This is a genomic window from Novosphingobium pokkalii (genome assembly GCF_014652855.1).
GTDB classification, from domain to species: domain Bacteria; phylum Pseudomonadota; class Alphaproteobacteria; order Sphingomonadales; family Sphingomonadaceae; genus Novosphingobium; species Novosphingobium pokkalii.
Window position 1 is genome coordinate 152,135 of the sequence record NZ_BMZP01000004.1, and the last position, 16,429, is coordinate 168,563.

A 16,429-nucleotide genomic window follows, 5' to 3' on the forward strand; every position below is an offset into this window, starting at 1 on the left:
TTCGCACCACCCCCAACCCCCTCCTCTAAAGAGGAGGGGGCTTTTTCATGCTCGGACCTGCTCCCCCTCCTCTTCAGAGGAGGGGGTCGGGGGGTGGTGAACCCCAGGCGCAGACCTGCCCACCACCAACTGCCCCAATCGCGCCAGTGGCCGCGTGATCAGCCCATGCTCAGCCATCCAGGCATGATACGCGCGATACTTCGCGTCTTCGCCCAGCAGGTGCCTTTCCTCGGTCTTGGCGCGCCAGAAATAGACCGCGCTGACCAGCGCCAGGGTCACCGTGTTGCGCACGGCATCGACCTTGGAATGGGTCGTTGCCAGGAACGGCAGCGTCACCAGCCACCAGAACAGGTTCTTGGACAGATAGGCCGGGTGCCGGGTGAAGGCGTAAGGCCCGTTGGTCAGCACGCCGCGATAGGTGAGGTTGGAAAAGCGCAGGCCGAACGCGATCGTCGCCCAGGCATAGATCGCCGTCAGCAAGACTTGCGCCGTGCCCCAGATCCACAGCAGCGCCGGATGGCCATCGAACCACCAGGCCCATTCGGCGGTATTCTGGTGATAGTCGAGCACGCCGCCGCCGCCCATCAGCACGAAGGGCGGATAGCAGATCAGCGCCGCCACCCAGCCCGCCAGATAGGGATTGGCGGTGCGGATCTGCGCATCGAGCGGCTTCATCGTCAGCAGATAGCCGACCATGGCAATCTGCACGTCGATCATGAACATCGCCTCGATCGCGGTGTTGGACCAGCGCACCGGATTGGCCCACAGTCCGGACCAGTCGGCCTCCACCACCGCGGCAAAGCCACCGGGCAGGATCGAGATCATGAAGGCGCAGAAAAATCCCTTCACTGTCCAGGCGCGCAGATGGTGCCAGACCTGCTCGGTCGCATAGGCTTCGCGCCCGATCAGCATCGCGCCGAAATGCCAGGCGCCATCGCGCGGCTCCACCAGCACGCGGTCGAGCCACAGCACATAGGGAATGGCGCCCAGGAACAGGAACGGCGCGGCCGTTTCCAAGAGGTCCATGGCAAAGAGATATTGCCCGCGCCAGTACCAGCGCCCCAGGCAATAGACAAAGGCGATCAGCGCCCAGGTGGCCCAGAGCCCGGCGAGCTTGGTGATCGACACATCGAGCACGCTGCGCAAGGGGCGCGGGGCGGACCAGTCGATGCCGGTAGAGGCGCGACGATGGACCTTGTCCACCAGTAGCGACCAGGCGACCATCGGCGTGCCGGAAAAGACCAGCGCCAGCACCGCCGCGCTCGAACCGGAAAGCCGCGCGCGGGGTCCGGGCAGGCCAAGCGCCTCCCCGATCTGCGGCCAGGCGCGGCAGATCGCCACCCACAGCAGCAGCCCGGCCAGGCCGACCAGCCCGACCCAGGCGGAAACGTCGCTGGGCGGACGGGATGAAGCGGAGCGGGCGGGCGTTTCAATCATGCCCGCCCGCTTATACCAGCAGAAGTGGAAAATCGGTGAAGAAGGTTAACGCCGAAGATTTAACGCCCCGGAATCAACGCCAGGCGGTGATCTCGCCGCTGTCATCCAGCACGAACAGCGTCTTGTCCGCCACCACCGGCGGCAGGGTGACCGGCGCGGCCACCTTGGTCACCCGCGCCAGCGTGCCATCGCCCACCGTCACCGTGGAAATCTCGCCGCGCGAATTGGCCACCCACAGCTTGTTGCCCGCCAGCACCGGGCCGGTCCAGAAGATCGGGTTTTCCTTCTTCTTGGGCTTCCTGTAGTGCGGCAACTGGCTCATCCAGCGGACCTTGCCGGTGGACTTGGCGATGCACAGCAGCTTGTCCTCGTCGGTCAGGGTAAAGATCCATTCGCCGGCCACCGCCGGGGTGGAAATGCCCGCCAGGTTCAGTTCCCAGATGCGCTGCCCGCTGACCAGTTCGTAGGCGGCCATGCGCCCGCCCTGGCCCAGGGCATAGACCCGGCCGCGTTCGATGATCGGATCGGCGTCGATATCGGTCAGCGTCGAAACGCTGGTCGCGATCGAGGTCCGCGCCAGCGCGTCGGACCACAGTTGCCGCCCGTTTTCATAGCGATAGGCAACCAGCTCGCCCGAGCTGTAGCCGGCGATCACGGTGCCCTGCCCGGCCGCCGGCGCCGCCACGCCGAACACGCCGCTCTGCGTGACCGAGGCCGACTGGTTCCACAGGTTGGTGCCATCAGCGGTGTTGAGCGCAAAGATCTGGTTGTCCTGCGTCATCACATAGACCGCGCCAAAGGCCACGGTCGGCGCGCCGCGCAGGGGGCCGGCGGGCTTGACCTGCCACTTGACCTTGCCATCGGCGGCATCGAGCGCGGCCACTTCACCCAGCCCGGTGGTGATATAGACCGCGCCGGAGTCGAAGCTGACACCGCCGCCGAAGATCGAATCGTTCTTGTCCGGCACGCGGAAGCCGTGCTTCCACTTTTCGTGGCCGTTGTTCTCGTCCAGCGCGTGGACCACGCCATCGGTGTCCATCACGAACAGCGTGCCACCACCGATCACCGGCGAGGCGGCCAGGCGCTGCTTGGGTGAGGAGCCAGGAATGCGCACGGCCCACAGCTTTTGCGGCGCATCGGCCAGGGCCAGGTGGCCGGAGGCCTTGCTGGCGGTGCCGCCGCCCTGCGCCCACTCGCTGTTGACCACCGGCGCGGGCACGACCACGTCCATGCTGGCCAGCGTGGGATCGACCTTGGTGCCGGCCTCGATGCGCGAGAGCACGGGAATGCGCTCGCCCACCGTCGGGGTCGCCTTGACCTTGCCCTTGTGGCCGGCGCAGCCGCCCAGGACCAGCGCCAGGCCGAGCACGGCCGCCGGGGCCAGTGCCACGCGGCCCAGTGCCAAACGCGCCCGCCGATCGGTGCCGGCACCGGGCTGGCCGGCCATCGAGCCCTGGCTGGGAATGCGGATCATGCCTGTCTTCCTTGTCCTGTCATGCCCCGGCTGCCCTTTGGCGGGCGGCGGTGCGCAATGCCTGCAAACCCGATCGATCGGGAAACGGTTCGGCCGCGAGGGGCCCCTTACTGCGCCTGCCCGACCACGGCCGCAACATCGTCCACCGCGTCAACGCCCAGGCTGCCGGCAACCTGGCGGGCGCGGCGCTTGATCGTGTCGGGCACGTCCTTGTCCTTGGCAATGGCGGCAAACAGCGGCCCGGCAAGATCGGCGTGGCCCTGCTTGAGATAAGCGAGGCCCACCAGTTCGCCCGCACTGCCGAACCAGGCATTGCCCGGTACGGCCAGCGGCTTCAGGCGGTCGATCACCTGCTGCGGCGGCAGCTTGTCGAAATTCAGCGCCACTTCGCGCACCGTGGCGGCGTCGCGATAGGCCTGCGGCGCGCTGCTGTCGGCGGCGACGGCGGCAAAGGTCTTGGCCGCCTGGTCGGCCTTGCCGGCTTCCTGAGCCAGCCCGGCCTGGAGCAGTTGTGCAGCGGCACGGTTGCCCGGCGTGCCGTCCTTGGCCAGCGTGTCGAGCAGCGCCTGCTCGGCCTTGGGATTGCCGGCGTCGGCATAGTCGAGCGCCTGGGTCAGTTGCTCACCCTGGCGGCCGCGCACGGTGTCCTGGTGGTTGCTGTACCACAGCCAGCCGCCCAGCCCGGCCAGCGCCAGCACCACGGCGGCGCCCACCGGAATGCCCCACTTGCGCAGCGCGTGGAAAGCTTCGTCCTGGCGCAGGGCATCGTCCACTTCGCGCGCGAAGACGTCGCCCTGGGCGGCGCGCGCGGCGGCAAGCTGTTCGGATCGGTTTTGCGGGCGGTTCGGTCTCAGGGCCAAGGCTGCGCTTTCGGCGGTTAGGGGCAAGGAACGGGCAAAATCGCCCGGCAATGGGCGCGGTGTTTAGCGGATGGAGCCACCTTTTCAACGCCTATGATGCTGACTGTCCCCCGCTGAACCGCCGGTGAAGCAGGCAATCCAGGGCAATCCCGCGTTATGCAACGCTCTATTACGGGGGGCATTACGGGAATTGCGGCAGGCCCAGCGCATCGGCATAGATCCGGGCATAGCGTTGCGCCATCACGCTTTCATCGTAATCGCGGGTGGCAATCACGCGGTTGGCCGCACCGGCGCGGCGCCGCGCCAGCTCGTCAAGCGCAAGGTCGAGCATGGCCTGGGCCAGCGCGCTCTCGTCTCCGGGCGGGGTGATGAACCGCGCGTTGTCGGGCGAAACGATCTCGGCCACGTCGCCCACGGCGGGGCTGGCCACGGCGAGGCCAGCGGCCATTGCCTCCACCACAGAAAGCGGAAACTGCTCGCTGTCGCTCGACAGCGCGAAGAAATCGAACAGGCCCACCGCCAGCGCGGGATCGGGCACATGGCCCGGCAGGTGAACGCGATGGCCCACGTTGAGATCCATCGCCTGGGTCAGGATCGCCTCGCGCTCCGGCCCCTCGCCCAGGATCACCAGATGCCATTCCTCGGGCAGGGCATGAAACGCGCGGACCAGGCGCGGCAGGTTCTTCACCGGGCGCAGGCCCGCCAGGGTGCCCACCCATTTTTCCCCCGGCCGCTTGATCACCCGGGGCAGCGCATCGGGGCGCGCCTTGCGGGCATAGGCGGCAGTGTCGATGCCATTGCCCACGCGATGGACCTTGCCCGCCGGCTGGTGCCAGACCTCGCGCGCCACCGTTTCCAACCGGCGCGAAGGCACGACGAGCGCGCTGGCCCGGGCCAGCGCCACGCGGCGGAACCAGTTGCGGCGCGGGTTGAGCCGCTCCGCCTCGTCGGCATTGAAGCCGTCTTCATGGTGCACCAGCGGCGCCAGGCCATAGAGCGGCGCGAACAGGGCGTGGGCCATGACCGCGTCCATCGCCCCCCAGTTGTACGTGCAGATCAGGTCAAACCCCTGCATGCCTCGCGCCAGGGTCTGGAGGCGGCGGACGCCCAGCTTGCCGGTGAGCGAAGGAAAGCCCAGCGGGAAATGCACCGAAAGCCCGCGCGCCAGCAGGCTGCGCGCGCCCATGGCGCCCGGCTGCGCCGAAACCACGGAATGGTCGAGCGCCGCGCCGAAGCGGTTCATCAGGGCCACGCTGCGGCGTTCCTTGCCGCCGGCATCAAACGTGGAATGCAGGTGCAGCACATGCAGGCGGCGGGCCGGGCTGGCAGATCGGGTCATCGCGTGGAGTCCGGCCCTTGTCAGTCCAGGCGCGCCAGCAGGCCGTCGATCGCGGCGCGCGCCTCGGGCTCGTCCAGCGTGGGGGCATGGCCGACGCGCGGCAGGGTGACCAGCGTGCAATCGGGATGGCGCTGGGCCATCGCCTGCGCGGTCTGCGCCGAAAGAATGTCTGACGTGGCGCCATGCACCACCACCAGCGGCACCGACTCCAGCGCGGCGAACAGCGGCCAGAGATCGGCGGCGGGCGGCGGCGGCGCTGCGCCTTCGTCCCGCGCCTTGGCCTCGGCCGCGTCGCGGGCATCCTCGGCCGCTTCGATCGGCACGGCGATCTTCATGTCATAGTCGAACGCGATGCGCCCGCCGGTGCCCAACGCCATCAGCCGCTTGGCCAGGCGCAGCCAGTCCTCGATGGCGAAATCGGGATAGATTTCCCCCATCGTCTCGCGCAGGCCGCGCGCGGCGTGCATCCAGGTCAGATAGCTGCGCCCCTGGCCGACATAGTCGGTGATCCGCGCCAGCCCCTCGGCCTCGATCACCGGGCCGATATCGTTGAGCACGGCGCCCGCCACCAGCCCCTGTTGCGAGGCAGCCAGCATCATCGTGAGAATGCCGCCCAGCGAGGTGCCCACGGCGATGAACCGGGTGATCTTTTCCGCCGCGAGCAGCCCGGCCAAGTCCTGCGCATAGACCGGCGGCTGATAGGTCATCGGATCGCGCGCGTAATCGCTTTCCCCGCGCCCACGCAGATCGGGGCACAACACGCGGCGGCCGCTGGCGGCGATATGCGGGGCCAGATCCTCGAAATCCCGGCCATTGCGGGTCAGTCCCGGCAGGCAGATCACCGGCAGGCGCTCCCCACCACCGGCAGCATGAGCCGCATAGGCGCGGTAGGTCAGGCGCAGGCCATCGGCACTGGCCCAGCTACGCAGGTCGAAAGCGGTGTGGGCGTCATCAGTGGGCAAACGCGCGATTCCCGTATCTTGCAATCATAAGCGGCAACAAGGCGCCTTGCCTGTGGCCCTCAAGCACCCCACTAATGGAAGAATGGAGCCTGTCCCGCAAGCCGTGTCGGATCGCCCGCTTGCCGGCGATGCCATTCCCTATCGTCCCGATCCGCAACTGGCGGCGCTGGCGCCGTGGCTGGGCGACCGGGTGGAAGCCGCCGATTTCCCGCAGACCGTGCTGCGCTGGCGCAACGATCGCGCCGCCGCGCAAGTGGGCCTGGCCGGGCTGAGCGAGGCGGAATGGATCGCCCATTTCGGCCGGTTCGCGCCGCTGCCCGGCAATCTGACCGGCCCGCTCGCGCTGCGCTATCATGGCCACCAGTTCGGCGTCTACAATCCCGAGCTTGGCGACGGTCGCGGCTTCACCTTTGCCCAGATGCGCGATGGTGCGGGCCGCCTGATGGACCTGGGCACCAAGGGTTCGGGGCAGACGCCATGGAGCCGCCGGGGCGATGGGCGCCTGACGCTCAAGGGCGCGGTGCGCGAGATTCTCGCCACCGAAATGCTCGAAGCGCTGGGCGTGAACACCAGCCGCACCTTTTCGGTGATCGAAACCGGCGAAAGCCTGTGGCGGGGTGACGAACCCTCGCCCACGCGCAGCGCCGTGCTCGTGCGCCTGAGCCACGGGCACATCCGCATCGGCACGTTCCAGCGCCTGCTCGCGCTCGACAAGCCCGAGGAGATGCGCCAGCTCATCGCCTATTGCCTGACGCAGTTCCCCGGCGCGGCCGACGCGGCGCCCGCCGGCGCCAGCCCGGCCGCCACCCTGCTGCACCAGGTGGTGGCGCGCATGGCCGACATGGCCGCCAGCTACATGGTCGCCGGCTTCGTCCACGGCGTGCTCAACACCGACAACATGAACGTGACGGGCGAAAGCTTCGACTATGGCCCATGGCGCTGGCTGCCGCGCTGGGATCCACGCTTCGTCGCCGCCTATTTCGACGAAGCCGGGCGCTACGCCTTTGCCCGTCAACCCGAAGTGATCGGGTGGAACTGCGGCCAACTCGCCGTCGCGCTGCGTCTGGTGGAAGAAGCCCCGCCGCTGATTGCCGCGCTCGAACGATTCGGTCCGCTCTACCAGGCGGCCATGGCGCGGCGCTGGTGCTGGCGCCTGGGCGTGGAACCGCAGGGGCTGGAGGCGGACACCGCCCTGGTCGAGGCCAGCGAAGCGGCGATGCGCGCGCAGGACATCGGCCCCGATGCGTTTTTCCATGCCCATCGCGGCGGGCGCGGCCTGGATGCGGCAGCCGGCCACACGCCAACGGGCCAGGACCACCCGCTGTGGCACGAAGCGGCGGCGCCCAGCCTGTTGATCGAGGAAGTGGAAAGCCTTTGGGCGCCGATCGCCGAGCATGACGACTGGAGCGCGCTGCACGCCAAGGTCGCGGAAATTCGCCGTCTCGGTGAAGCGCTGGGGCCTGCACCAAGGCCCGCCGGGCATGCGGAACTGGCAGGCACAATCGGGCATTAAGCGATCCGACAGGCTGCGCAGCCGATCGCTGACCCATTCGTAACGCTTTTGGTGTATCCCCTTTCGTGATAGCAAGCCCCACTCCAAGGATCGACGCTCGCCCCGTGGCCGCCGGAGAGATCATTTCCATCGAGCCGGCCACCGGCACCGAGATCTGGCGCGGCCCGCTGGGAGACGTGGACGCGGCCGTGGCGCTCGCCCGGCGGGCCTGGCCGGCCTGGGCCGCGCAGCCGCTGTCCACCCGGATCGAACTGCTGCGCCGCTTTGCCAACGAAGTGCGCAAGGATGCGGAAAGCCTGGCCACGCTGATTGCACGCGAAACCGGCAAGCCGCTGTGGGAAGCGCGCGGCGAGATCGACACGGTGCTGGCCAAGGTGGAAATCGCCGTGCGCAGCTATGCCGAACGCACCGCGCAGCGCCGGCTCGACAGCGCCTTGCAGGGAACCGCTGCGCTGCGTCACAAGCCGCACGGGGTGATTGCCGTGATCGGCCCATTCAACCTGCCCGCGCAGGCGCCCGCCGGCCACATCATCCCCGCGCTGATCGCCGGCAATGCCGTGGTGTTCAAGCCTTCGGAACAGGCGCCCGCGACCGGGCTGGCGCTGATGCAGTGCCTGCATCGCGCCGGCGTGCCCGCTGCGCTGGCGCAAGTGCTGGTGGGCGCGGGCGAGGAAGGCAAGGCACTGGCCGCGCACGAGGGCGTCGATGGCGTGCTGTTCACCGGATCGAGCCACACCGGCCTGGCGCTCAGCCGCCGGCTGGCGGCCCAGCCCGGCAAGATCGTCGCGCTCGATCTGGGCGGCAACAACCCGATCGTGGTGTGGGACACGCCCAAGATCGCCGATGCCGCCGCGCTGGTCGTGCAATCGGCCTTCACCACCGCCGGGCAGCGGGCCACCGCCGCGCGGCGGCTGATCGTCAAGGCCGATCTCTATGATGCCGTGGTGGGCGAAGTGAAAGCGCTGGCCGATCGCCTGATCGTGGGCGCGCCTTTCGACGATCCCGCCCCGTTCCTTGGCCCGGTGATCGACAACGCCGCCGCCGATGGCCTGACCGAAAGCTTCGTCTATCTGCTGTCCAACGGCGGCCGCCCGATCCGCCATCTCACCCGGCCGCGCGGCGACCTGCCGTTCCTGGCCCCGGCGATGATCGACGTGACGGGCATGGCGCAGCGGCCCGATGTCGAGCTGTTCGGCCCGATCCTGCAAGTGATCAAGGTGGATGAATTCGACGAGGCCCTGGCCGAAGCCAACGCCACCCGCTTTGGCCTTTGCGCCGCGCTGATCGGCGGGACGCCGCAAGACTACAACCGCTTCTGGGCGGGCGTGCGCGCCGGTGTGGTCAACTGGAACCGCCCGACCAACGGCGTGTCCCCCGCCGCGCCGCTGGGCGGGGTCGGCCTGTCCGGCAACCACCGCCCCGGCGCGTTCTATGCCGCCGATTTCTGCGCCTATCCGGTCGCCTCGGCCGAAATGGAACAGCCCCGCGCTTCCATCGGCATCGGCCTTTCCACTTGAAACCGCACTTCAAAACCGGCTCTGCGCGCGCCAGCGGTGAACGGTGCGGGCGACGCTTTCCTCCTCGCCGCCGCTCTTGCCCCAAAGCTGGCTGAACGATGGGTCGGCCGAAGCCGGGCGCCGCGCTTCATCCAGATCGTCAAAGGCCACGCGGATCGGAATCGCCACGCCTTCGCCGCAAATGATGCATTCGCGGTTGCGCAGCGCGGGGATCGCATCGAGGAACCCACGCGCCCCTTCGGGCATGGCCGCGCGCACGAACTGCTGGTCGCGATCGTTGTTGAGGCGCATGGAGATGATCGTGCCGCATTGCGAGAGCACGCCTTCGGCCAGGTCTGACGGGCGCTGGGTGATCAGGCCCAGCGAAACGCCATATTTGCGCCCTTCCTTGGCAATGCGCGAAAGGATGCGCCCCACTGACGAGCCATCGGAATTGCGCTCGTTGGGAACGTAGCGGTGCGCTTCCTCGCAGACCAGCAGGATCGGGCGCGTGGTTTCCTGGCGCGACCAGATGGCATAGTCGAACACCAGGCGGCTGAGCACGGCCACCACGGTGGAGGTGATTTCCGAAGGCACGCCCGAAACATCGATGATCGAGATCGGCTTGCCGTGCGCGGGCAGGCGGAACAGCCGCCCGACGAATTCGGCCATGGTGTCGCTCACCAGCATGCCCGAAAACATGAACTGATAGCGCGGATCGTTGCGGATTTCCTCGATCTTGCTTTTCACCCGCATGTAGGGGATCGAGCTGTGCCCCTTGTCGAGCTTGCCCATCTCGTTCTGCAAGATGTTGCACAAGTCAGACAGCAGGTAGGGGATTGGCGAATCCTGAGTGATCCTTCCCACCTGCTCGGCCAGCCGGTTCTTCTGCCGCGCCATCAGCAGGCACTTGGCCAGGATATCGGCATCGATCTGGCGCTCCGGGCCGGTCGCAGTCAGGAACACTTCGCAGTGCTCCTCGAAATTCATCAGCCAATAGGGCATTTGCAGGTTCGACACGTCGAACAGTTGCCCGGTCTGGCGAAAGGCTGAAGGGTATTCGCCGTGCGGGTCGATCATCACGATATGGCCTTCGGGCGCCATGTCGCAGATGCGGTGCAGGATCAGCGCGGCGGCGGTCGATTTGCCGGTGCCGGTGGAACCGAGCAGGGCGAAATGCTTGCCCAGCAGCGGATCGATATAGAGGCCGGCGCGAATGTCCGGCGTCGGAAACACCGTGCCCACGGTCACGTGCGGGCGGCCATCGCTGGCATAGATCTGGCGCAAATCGGCGCTGGTCGCCGGATAGACCAGTGCGCCGGGCACCGGAAACCGCGTCACACCCCGGCGAAAGCCATGGATGCGGCCAGTCTTGGGGTCTTCCTCGCCCTCGCCCAGGAAATCGAGGTGCGCCAGCGCGCCGCCATCGACCTTGCCATCGCGGCGCTGGTTGCGCACCGAGCCGAGCAGCCAGCCCCGCCCCACACGCACCTTGATCTGGCTGCCCACCTGGCCGGAAAGCGCCACGGTGGGATCGGCATCGTCCATGCAGTCTTCCAGGCGATGCAGATCGAGCGCCAGGCCACTGCCCGAACCGGCCACGTCCACCACCACGCCGATCGGCGCCAGCGCGCAATCCGACGGGGGCAGGTCTTCCACCATGGCAACGCCGACCGGCTGCGCCACCGGGATCGGCGGCACGGCAGCGCGCGGCGCCAGGTCCGCCGGCTGGGCAGGGTCTGCCGGAATGAAAACCTGCCTGCTCATGTCTGTCATTGCCTGTTCTTGCCCCAACCCGTTGATCGGCCAAGAGCTAGGGCGGGCAAGGTTAAGATCGGCCTAAGGGGCGCGCCCCGCGCCTTGGGCCTGCCTCACACCAGCGCGAACAGGCGCCCGGCGATCCAGCCCATGCCGACCGAGACCAGCACCGCAAACAGGCCATAGAGCAGCCCGTTGCCCTCGGCCTGCTCGGCCACGAAGCGTTCGAAGCCCTGCTTCGACACGTCCACCCGCGTCACCGCCGAGGTGATCACGCGGCCCTGGCGAATCGCAAAGGTTTCAGCGGTATAGGTGCCCGTGCGCACTTGCGAGGGCAGCGCGATGCGCGCCTGGTACAGCACCTGGCCGCTGATCGTCACGCCATGGCCATCCTCGCGATAAAGACCCTGGCGCTGCATCAGATCGACCAGCCCATCGGCAAAATGCCGCTGCCGCTGCGGATCGATCGCCCCGATCGGGGATAGCTGCAAGCGATCGAGCCCGAGTTCATAGATCGCGGCCGTCTTGTCATCGACGATGTCCCGCACCGGGCGCGATGAGACGACGGCAAAGAAGCTCGGCGCCGAGCGCAACTCGCTGCTGGCGGCATTGACCCAGATGCCCGCGACCTTGCGCTTTTCCCGCAAGACGATCGACTGCACCGGCCCCTTGAGCACCACCACGATATCATAATCCTGCGCGGCGCGGGTGCCGGCGGGATCGAGGATGGCGCCGAACAGCAGCAGGTCCGCGCCGGTAAAGCCTTGGCGCACTTCCACCTTGTGCTGCGAGATTTCGGGCACCAGGATCGGCGCACGCGCCCCACCGAGCAGCAGCAGCGCCACTGGCGCCAGCACGCCCAGCCGCGTCACAGCGGCACCACCGTGAAGATTTCATCGGGCCGATAACCCAGCCCCAGCGCCATGCGCAGCGCCACGCCCAGCACGATCAGCGCGAGGATCAGGCGCAATTGCTCCGGCTTGGCCTTTTGCGCGAACTGCGCCCCGATCTGCGCGCCCGAGACCGAGCCGACGAGCAGCAGCCCCGCCAGCACGATATCGACCGCATGCGTGGTCAGCGCGTGCATCATCGTGGTGGCCATGGTCACGAACAGGATCTGGAACAGCGAGGTGCCGACCACCACGTTGGTGCTCATGCCCAGGATATAGAGCATCGCCGGCACCAGGATGAACCCGCCGCCGATACCCATCAGCATGGTGAGAATGCCTGTCGCCATGCCCAGCAGGAGCGGCGCCAGCGGCGAGATATAAAGGCCCGAGCGATAGAATCTCCAGCGCAGCGGCAGGCTGGCCACCAGCGGATGGTGCCGCCGCCGCCGGGCCGGCTGGGCCAGGCCCCGCCGCTGCGCGCGCAGGGCAGTGATGCTTTCGTGCGCCATCAAACCGCCGATGCCGCCCAGCAGCAGCACGTAGAGGATGTTGATCACCGTATCGATCTGGCCCAGCGCCTGGAGCAGGCGGAAGAGCAGCGCCCCGATGCCCGTGCCGAGCACGCCGCCGGCTACCAGCACCGCGCCCATGTGATAGTCGATCCCGCCGCGCCGCGCGTGGGCAAAGGCGCCCGATACGCTGGCGCCGGTCACCTGGCTGGCCGCCGAAGCCGCCGCCACGGTTGGCGGCACGCCATAGAAGATCAGCAGCGGCGTGGTCAGGAACCCGCCGCCCACGCCGAACATGCCCGACAAGAGCCCGGTCAGGGCGCCCAGCCCCACGATCACCAGGCCATTGACCGCCAGATTGGCGATGGGAAGATAGACGTCCATCGCCCCTGACCCTAGGCGGGGTGGACGAATTCCGCAACGCCACGGTTGCGCTGTCAAACCCGCTGGAAAGCAGCCGTCACTCGCGCGCGAACGGAATGCGGCTGCCGTCGAGCGTGGCGAGCAGAGGGGACGGCTGGCGCCCCGAGGGCCGCACACCGAAACCATCGCGATCGGCGGCCACGGCCGACACCGCGATCACATCCTGCCGCGTGGCGCGGGCAGAAGAGGAGAAGCCGGCGTTGCGCCGCGCCGGGCGTATGGTGGAATCGCCGCTTTGGGAAGCGTTTCCCAGGCGAGCGGCCAGCATCGATTGCCGCCCCGGCGCCGCATGGAAAGCACTGTCAGTGGCGGCGGTCATGGCCAAGCCCGCCAGCGCCAGCCGCAGGACAACCCATCCGCCCAACACGAGGCCGAGCATTCGCAGCGGACGCCCGCGCCGACGGCGCGGCGCCCCCGCCTCTGCCGCGTTGGCGATGATGGGCCGGGCCTTCATGCCAGAGCGGCCGGGCAACAGGCCGGGTGGGCCGGCAAGGCGCGATGCCTGGTGTGGTCCCAGGTCACCGTGCCGCTGTGCAGCGTGGCGAGATAGGCAGTCACCGCCCGGCGCGCCGCGACAATGGCAATGGCGTGGCGCAAGGGCACGCGGGCAATGGCCCGCAAGCCTTCGGCCAGGCCATATTCGCGCGCAGTGAAAACCCCGCACAGGGCAATGCGCCAGGCAAGCGCGACGCCGTCCAGCCACAGCAGCGCTGCCAGCGCCGGTGACATGGGGTGATCCGGCACCAGCCCGTGGCGCCGCGCCAGGGCCAGCAGCGGCGTCAGCACCAGCAGGGCATAGACCACTGCCAGCACCATCGCCAGCATCGGCCCGCGCCGATCGCGCAGGCGCATCCACAAGTCCGGCAGGCTGGCGCGCCAGCCCATGCGGTCCCATCCCTGCAAGGCAATGCCATGCATCCACCGCGTCTTCTGGCGCAGCACAGCCTCCAGCTCGCCGGGGAAATACTTGCGCGTGGCAATCAGGTGCCCGCTTTCATCCCGCACCCGCAGGAAGCGTGCGCTGATGCCCAGCTCGGCCATGGCCAGCCCGAATTCATAGTTCTCGGTCAGACTGTCGGCGGCAAACGGCCCCTCCGACGGCCGACGCGCGGCCATCGCGGAAAGCGCCGGGCGGGCAATCGCACAGCCCGCGCCGGCGAGCGGCAGGCCAGCCCCGAGCCAACCGCGCACGACCATGGCCTTGGCCTGCTCCTCGGCAAATTCGTCGCCATAATGCCCGGCCACCCAGCGCGAGCCCCTTTGCATTTCCGGGCGCACGGGCAGCGCGACGAAATCGGCGTGGTCCAGCGCAGCGTCGAGCAGGCCCAGCGCCCGCGGATGGACCATGTCGGCCGCATCGTGCACGATCACGCTGCGCACGCGCACGCCGCTGCGCGCCTCGTCCGCCTGCAACGCGGCGTATAGCCGGTTGAGGCAATCGGCCTTGGTGGTCGGCCCCGCCCGATCGTGCACCACGATCCGCAGGCGCGGATCATGCGCGCAGCCCAGCACCGCCGCCAGAGTGGCGGGATCGTTGCGATAGCAGCCCACATAGAGCCGCAAGTCTGCATGCGGCCAGGCCGAAAGGCAGTGCCGCACCATTGCCCCCACCACCTCTGCCTCTGCCCAGGCAGGCACGAACACCGCTGCCACGCCACGCAGCGTGCCGCCTCCCAGACCATCCCCAGCGCGCGCCTGCCAGTCCGCGCTGGCGGCAAGGCCGCGGGGCAGACGAACGGTGCGGACACGGCCGCTCAGCCGCAGCCAGGCCCACAGGCCATCCATCGCCCATTCGTTGCAGGCCCCGATGGCCACCCATACCGCAGCGAAAAGCAGAAGTTCGCGCTGCAACATGTCCAGCCACAGCCAGACTGTGGACAGCGATATCATACCCAATTTGCCCTCACCCCCGTTTGACGGCAAACAACCCCGGCGGCAAATTACGGCTCGGCAGGGCCGCTGGCAACGCTTGCAACATTCAGGAATGATTCGAATATGGCGGAAAAGCACGATTCCTCGGCACGGCCAGCGCGGCTCTGGCAGCGGCTGCTGCGCCATGAGGCGGCGCCGGGCGTACTCCTGCTGCTCTGCGCGGCGCTCGCCATCGGCCTGGCCAATTCGCCGCTGCATCACGCCTATCATGCTGCGCTGCACAACCCGCTGCCGCTGCGCGTGCTGCCCCGCCTGGACAGCGCCCACGCCTGGATCAACGACGGGCTGATGGCCGTGTTCTTCTTTGTCGTCGGGCTTGAGATCAAACGCGAAATCCTCGACGGCGCGCTATCCGATGCGCGACGGCGGCGCTTGCCGGTGCTGGCAGCGCTGGCTGGCATGGCCGCGCCGGCCGTGGTCTTCCTGGCCGTCAGCCGCAGCTTTCCCATGCTGCATCGCGGCTGGGCGATTCCCGCCGCCACCGACATCGCCTTTGCCATGGGCGTGCTTGCCCTGATCGGGCGCCGCGTGCCGCCTTCGATCCGCCTGTTCCTGCTGACCGTGGCCGTGGTGGATGACCTTGGCGCGGTGCTGGTCATCGCCATTTTCTACACCGGCGGGGTCGCCTGGCCCTGGTTGCTGGCCGCCGCAGGGGTGTTTGCAACGATGATTCTGGCCAACCGCGCCGGCGCGACTCGGGTCTGGCTCTACGCGATTCTCGCCGTCGTGCTGTGGGTCTGCGTGCTGCAATCGGGCGTCCATGCCACGGTGGCCGGGGTTCTGGCCGCCCTGACCGTGCCGATGAAGCTGGATGCCCATTTCGACTGCCCGCTGCTGCGGCTGGAGCATCGCCTGGTGCCCTGGAACGGCTTTGTGGTCGTGCCGCTGTTCGGGCTGGCCAATGCCGGCGTCGATCTGCGCGGCAGCGGCCTTGCCGGCCTGCTCGCCCCCCTGCCGCTGGCAATCGCGGCCGGGCTGCTGCTCGGCAAGCAGGCCGGCGTGCTGTCGGCCGTGATGTTGGCCGAACGGCTGGGCCTTGCCGCCAGGCCCAAGGGCGCAGGGATGGCGCACTTGTGGGGCATGGCCCTGCTGTGCGGCATCGGCTTTACCATGAGCCTGTTCATCGCCGCCCTCGCCTTTCCCGACCAGCCCGATCTGGTCGAGCAGGCCAAGCTCGGCATTCTGGGCGGATCGCTGCTCTCGGCGCTGGCCGGCGCGCTGGTCCTGCGCCTGGCGCCGCCAGCGGCCCAGCCTTGATTGGCAAAATCGATTTGTCCAAGCCACCATTTGCATGAAAATTTCGCTGCATAGTGGCGTATGAGAGTGCAAAGCCAAGCACAGGAAAGGGGTTTACCATGCCGGGCGACAACGCAAACAAGGCGCTGATCGACAGCCTTAACGGGCTGCTCGCCGATTATTTCGCGCTCTATCTCAAGACCAAGAATTACCACTGGCACGTGGCCGGGCCGCAGTTCCGCGATCTGCACCTGCTGTTCGACGAGCAGGCGGCGGAAATCTTCGCCCTGACCGACATCGTCGGCGAGCGCGTGCGCAAGAACGGCGGCAACACGCTCACCTCCATCGGCGCCATCGCCGCCAAGACCAGCGTCAAGGACGACGACCGCGCCAAGGTCGACGCGATGGACATGGTCAAGGCCCTGCGCGACGACAACGCCGCGCTGGTCGAAACCATCCGCAAGGTGAAGGCCGCCGCCACCGAAGCAGGCGACAACGCCACCGAAGGCGCCGCCGACGACTGGACCGACCAGGCCCAGCAGCGCGTGTGGTTCCTCAGCCAGATCCTCGCCTGATCCCGTTCAGGTCCGCAACCGATCA

The 16,429-nt window shown here is 68.1% G+C and carries 14 protein-coding genes; 4 read left to right on the forward strand and 10 right to left on the reverse strand.

Annotated features, from left to right (window positions below; translation table 11 throughout):
* Positions 1 to 45: 45 nt before the first annotated feature.
* The 5 genes from IE191_RS05950 to IE191_RS05970 all read right to left on the reverse strand — a co-directional run bounded on the left by IE191_RS05950 (position 46) and on the right by IE191_RS05970 (position 6,072).
* Positions 46 to 1,437 carry a methyltransferase family protein gene (locus IE191_RS05950; RefSeq protein ID WP_191323437.1) on the reverse strand — a complete coding sequence of 464 codons (1,392 nt, stop codon included), beginning with the start codon at positions 1,435 to 1,437 and terminating at the stop codon, positions 46 to 48.
* A 73-nt stretch (positions 1,438 to 1,510) separates the two neighbouring features.
* Positions 1,511 to 2,911 carry an outer membrane protein assembly factor BamB family protein gene (locus tag IE191_RS05955; RefSeq protein ID WP_229815132.1) on the reverse strand — a complete coding sequence of 467 codons (1,401 nt, stop codon included), beginning with the start codon at positions 2,909 to 2,911 and terminating at the stop codon, positions 1,511 to 1,513.
* Positions 2,912 to 3,018: 107 nt separating this feature from the next.
* The gene (locus IE191_RS05960; protein WP_191323438.1) at positions 3,019 to 3,771 is read right to left on the reverse strand and encodes a tetratricopeptide repeat protein; all 753 of its coding nucleotides are present in this window, start codon (positions 3,769 to 3,771) and stop codon (positions 3,019 to 3,021) included.
* 181 nt (positions 3,772 to 3,952) lie between these two features.
* Complete coding sequence (locus IE191_RS05965) at positions 3,953 to 5,110, reverse strand: glycosyltransferase family 4 protein (RefSeq protein ID WP_191323439.1); 1,158 nt, start codon at positions 5,108 to 5,110, stop codon at positions 3,953 to 3,955.
* 20 nt (positions 5,111 to 5,130) lie between these two features.
* The gene (locus IE191_RS05970; RefSeq protein ID WP_191323440.1) at positions 5,131 to 6,072 is read right to left on the reverse strand and encodes an alpha/beta fold hydrolase; all 942 of its coding nucleotides are present in this window, start codon (positions 6,070 to 6,072) and stop codon (positions 5,131 to 5,133) included.
* 82 nt (positions 6,073 to 6,154) lie between these two features.
* Here IE191_RS05970 and IE191_RS05975 point away from each other — a divergent pair, with 82 nt between their 5' ends.
* Both IE191_RS05975 and IE191_RS05980 read left to right on the forward strand, forming a co-directional pair.
* A complete protein-coding gene (locus IE191_RS05975; RefSeq protein WP_191323441.1) occupies positions 6,155 to 7,585 on the forward strand; it encodes a protein adenylyltransferase SelO family protein in 1,431 nt (476 codons plus the stop codon).
* 104 nt (positions 7,586 to 7,689) lie between these two features.
* Positions 7,690 to 9,102, forward strand: coding sequence for a succinylglutamate-semialdehyde dehydrogenase (locus tag IE191_RS05980; protein WP_191323442.1), 1,413 nt, complete (start codon positions 7,690 to 7,692; stop codon positions 9,100 to 9,102).
* 9 nt (positions 9,103 to 9,111) lie between these two features.
* Here the strand turns inward: IE191_RS05980 and IE191_RS05985 are convergent, their stop codons facing one another.
* The 5 genes from IE191_RS05985 to IE191_RS06005 all read right to left on the reverse strand — a co-directional run bounded on the left by IE191_RS05985 (position 9,112) and on the right by IE191_RS06005 (position 14,551).
* Positions 9,112 to 10,743: an ATP-binding protein gene (locus IE191_RS05985; protein ID WP_229815150.1), complete on the reverse strand. Its 1,632-nt coding sequence runs from the start codon at positions 10,741 to 10,743 to the stop codon at positions 9,112 to 9,114.
* 209 nt (positions 10,744 to 10,952) lie between these two features.
* On the reverse strand, positions 10,953 to 11,711 hold the full coding sequence (locus IE191_RS05990; RefSeq protein WP_373299248.1) for a TIGR02186 family protein: 759 nt from the start codon (positions 11,709 to 11,711) through the stop codon (positions 10,953 to 10,955).
* Positions 11,708 to 12,622: a sulfite exporter TauE/SafE family protein gene (locus IE191_RS05995; RefSeq protein WP_191323444.1), complete on the reverse strand. Its 915-nt coding sequence runs from the start codon at positions 12,620 to 12,622 to the stop codon at positions 11,708 to 11,710. Before IE191_RS05995 ends, IE191_RS05990 begins: the two co-directional genes overlap by 4 nt.
* Before the next feature lie 76 nt (positions 12,623 to 12,698).
* Complete coding sequence (locus IE191_RS06000) at positions 12,699 to 13,115, reverse strand: hypothetical protein (protein WP_191323445.1); 417 nt, start codon at positions 13,113 to 13,115, stop codon at positions 12,699 to 12,701.
* Positions 13,112 to 14,551 (reverse strand): glycosyl transferase family protein, encoded by a 1,440-nt coding sequence (locus tag IE191_RS06005; protein WP_191323446.1) that lies wholly within the window; start codon positions 14,549 to 14,551, stop codon positions 13,112 to 13,114. Before IE191_RS06005 ends, IE191_RS06000 begins: the two co-directional genes overlap by 4 nt.
* A gap of 105 nt (positions 14,552 to 14,656) precedes the next feature.
* Between IE191_RS06005 and nhaA the strand changes: the two genes are divergently transcribed.
* Together nhaA and IE191_RS06015 are read left to right on the forward strand one after the other, a co-directional pair.
* Complete coding sequence (gene nhaA / locus IE191_RS06010) at positions 14,657 to 15,850, forward strand: Na+/H+ antiporter NhaA (protein WP_191323447.1); 1,194 nt, start codon at positions 14,657 to 14,659, stop codon at positions 15,848 to 15,850.
* A 98-nt stretch (positions 15,851 to 15,948) separates the two neighbouring features.
* On the forward strand, positions 15,949 to 16,404 hold the full coding sequence (locus tag IE191_RS06015; RefSeq protein ID WP_191323448.1) for a Dps family protein: 456 nt from the start codon (positions 15,949 to 15,951) through the stop codon (positions 16,402 to 16,404).
* Positions 16,405 to 16,429 lie beyond the last annotated feature (25 nt).

Coding starts and splice junctions, on each gene's coding strand:
- IE191_RS05950 (WP_191323437.1), bottom strand. CDS start 1,437: ATGATTGAAACGCCCGCCCGCTCCGCTTCATCCCGTCCGCCCAGCGAC.
- IE191_RS05955 (WP_229815132.1), bottom strand. CDS start 2,911: ATGATCCGCATTCCCAGCCAGGGCTCGATGGCCGGCCAGCCCGGTGCC.
- IE191_RS05965 (WP_191323439.1), bottom strand. CDS start 5,110: ATGACCCGATCTGCCAGCCCGGCCCGCCGCCTGCATGTGCTGCACCTG.
- IE191_RS05975 (WP_191323441.1), top strand. CDS start 6,155: ATGGAGCCTGTCCCGCAAGCCGTGTCGGATCGCCCGCTTGCCGGCGAT.
- IE191_RS05985 (WP_229815150.1), bottom strand. CDS start 10,743: ATGGTGGAAGACCTGCCCCCGTCGGATTGCGCGCTGGCGCCGATCGGC.
- IE191_RS05995 (WP_191323444.1), bottom strand. CDS start 12,622: ATGGACGTCTATCTTCCCATCGCCAATCTGGCGGTCAATGGCCTGGTG.
- IE191_RS06000 (WP_191323445.1), bottom strand. CDS start 13,115: ATGAAGGCCCGGCCCATCATCGCCAACGCGGCAGAGGCGGGGGCGCCG.
- IE191_RS06005 (WP_191323446.1), bottom strand. CDS start 14,551: ATGATATCGCTGTCCACAGTCTGGCTGTGGCTGGACATGTTGCAGCGC.
- nhaA (WP_191323447.1), top strand. CDS start 14,657: ATGGCGGAAAAGCACGATTCCTCGGCACGGCCAGCGCGGCTCTGGCAG.
- IE191_RS06015 (WP_191323448.1), top strand. CDS start 15,949: ATGCCGGGCGACAACGCAAACAAGGCGCTGATCGACAGCCTTAACGGG.